Origin of the sequence: Pseudomonas sp. SIMBA_068, from assembly GCF_046534705.1 — a bacterium.
In the GTDB taxonomy this organism is placed as follows: Bacteria; Pseudomonadota; Gammaproteobacteria; order Pseudomonadales; family Pseudomonadaceae; genus Aquipseudomonas; species Aquipseudomonas putida.
In genome coordinates this window covers 1-234 of sequence record NZ_JAWRYI010001714.1, presented here as the reverse complement: position 1 = coordinate 234, position 234 = coordinate 1, and the positions used below count along the sequence as shown (strand labels likewise).

At 32.9% G+C, this 234-nt stretch carries 1 protein-coding gene; it reads right to left on the bottom strand.

Annotated elements, in window-relative coordinates; genetic code table 11:
• On the bottom strand, window positions 1-234 hold a 234-nt coding region (locus tag SB756_RS35600), incomplete at both ends, for a hypothetical protein (RefSeq protein WP_410913951.1).

Sequence of the window (234 nt, the reverse complement as noted above, 5' to 3'; positions counted from 1 at the left end):
CTCAAAAAAACTACTTAAATCCGCTTTTTTTATTGCTGTTATTATTGCGGTTTCATCTGTGTATTTAGGATGCCCTTGCACCGTTAAGTGCTTTATTTGTGCATCTTTATTTTTTACTAACCAATCAGATACACCCGTTGTAATTTGCACTAAGCCTATAATAACAAATAAAAAAAAGCTCACGCCAAAAATCAGCGACCAATTTAGGTTCTGTTTGATTTTATGAGCTTTTTC